Annotated in this window: 1 protein-coding gene; it reads right to left on the bottom strand. The window is 49.8% G+C overall.

The genetic code is table 11. The annotated features are described in order from the left end of the window. Window positions 1-133: 133 nt before the first annotated feature. Window positions 134-838, bottom strand: coding sequence for a TetR/AcrR family transcriptional regulator (locus VZ95_RS20665; protein WP_084627971.1), 705 nt, complete (start codon window positions 836-838; stop codon window positions 134-136). Between the last annotated feature and the right edge of the window lie 285 nt (window positions 839-1,123).

Below are 1,123 nucleotides of genomic sequence, written 5' to 3'. Positions count from 1 at the left end.
TCGTCGCCATTGTCGTTTCCCCATCGGAAAGGGGCGGCTCATTGCTTAGGCCGCCGTTATAACCAGATGGTTACTAATCAGACACGGTTTACAAACCCCGTCAAGGGCCGCCGATTGCGATTTTTTATTTTAATTAGACGCGAAGATACGACACAATCATATCGGCAATATGCTCGCCCCAGCGCTTTAATTCTTCCGATTTTACAAATTCCCGACTAAAAATAATCGAAGTTGTATGGTGATTTGACAGGTAATAATAGCCCAGGGCGGCAATGCTGAGATAGACGTGAACCGGGTCGGCCCCGGCGCGGAACTGGCTTTGCCGGTGCCCACGCTCCAAAATTTCTGCGATAATGGAAATAAGCGGCGAGTGTTTCTCGGTAATGCCCTTACATTCCTTCAGAAATTTTGCTTTCAGTAGGTTCTCGGTGCTGACGATGCTCAGAAATTCGGGGTGATCTAAGAAATATTGCCAGGTAAAGCGGGCGAGTTCGCGAATTGCCTCCACGGGGTCGCGGTCAGTCAAGTGCAAATCCACCTCGGCACTGCGGATGCCGACATAGGTTGCTTCGAGAACAGCCAGATAAAGGGCATCTTTACCCCCATAATAGTGGTAGAGCATGCGCTTATTCACGTCGGCTCTAGCGGCGATCTCATTAATCCGAGCACCGCCATAGCCATTTTCAGCAAATTCACGCATAGCGGCAGCGAGAATTGCTGCGGCGGTTCTTTCTGGGTCGCGAATATTTTTATCCCGTGCCAAGGGTTCTTCTGGAAGACGCAGAGCGTAATCTTGCGTCATCCCATCGATTTTCACGGCAGCGGTTGTTTTAGACATAAAGCGATATCCGTTTCACAAAAGTAGGGCAAAAGCGCACACTAGGCTGCTTGACAGTTATCCTAAACTCGATCTAGCTTGTAACCAACTGGTTATAAGTGGCAGAAGCCAGAAACCAATCCGACGGGAAAAATCCCGTCACGGCCACGCCTGGGGAGGATGTGGATGTTCGCTTTGTTCCGAAAGTTGCGCCGACTTTAAACAAACCTGTCAGACAGGTTTGGCAGTTCTGCGCATTTTCGATCGAGCGACGCTCGCGTCTCCCAAGCTTAATGCATCAAAAAG

Origin of the sequence: Elstera litoralis (assembly GCF_000963705.1) — a bacterium.
GTDB lineage: Bacteria > Pseudomonadota > Alphaproteobacteria > Elsterales > Elsteraceae > Elstera > Elstera litoralis.
Note: the sequence above shows the minus strand (reverse complement) of the source record. Positions and strands in the feature narration are given on the sequence as shown.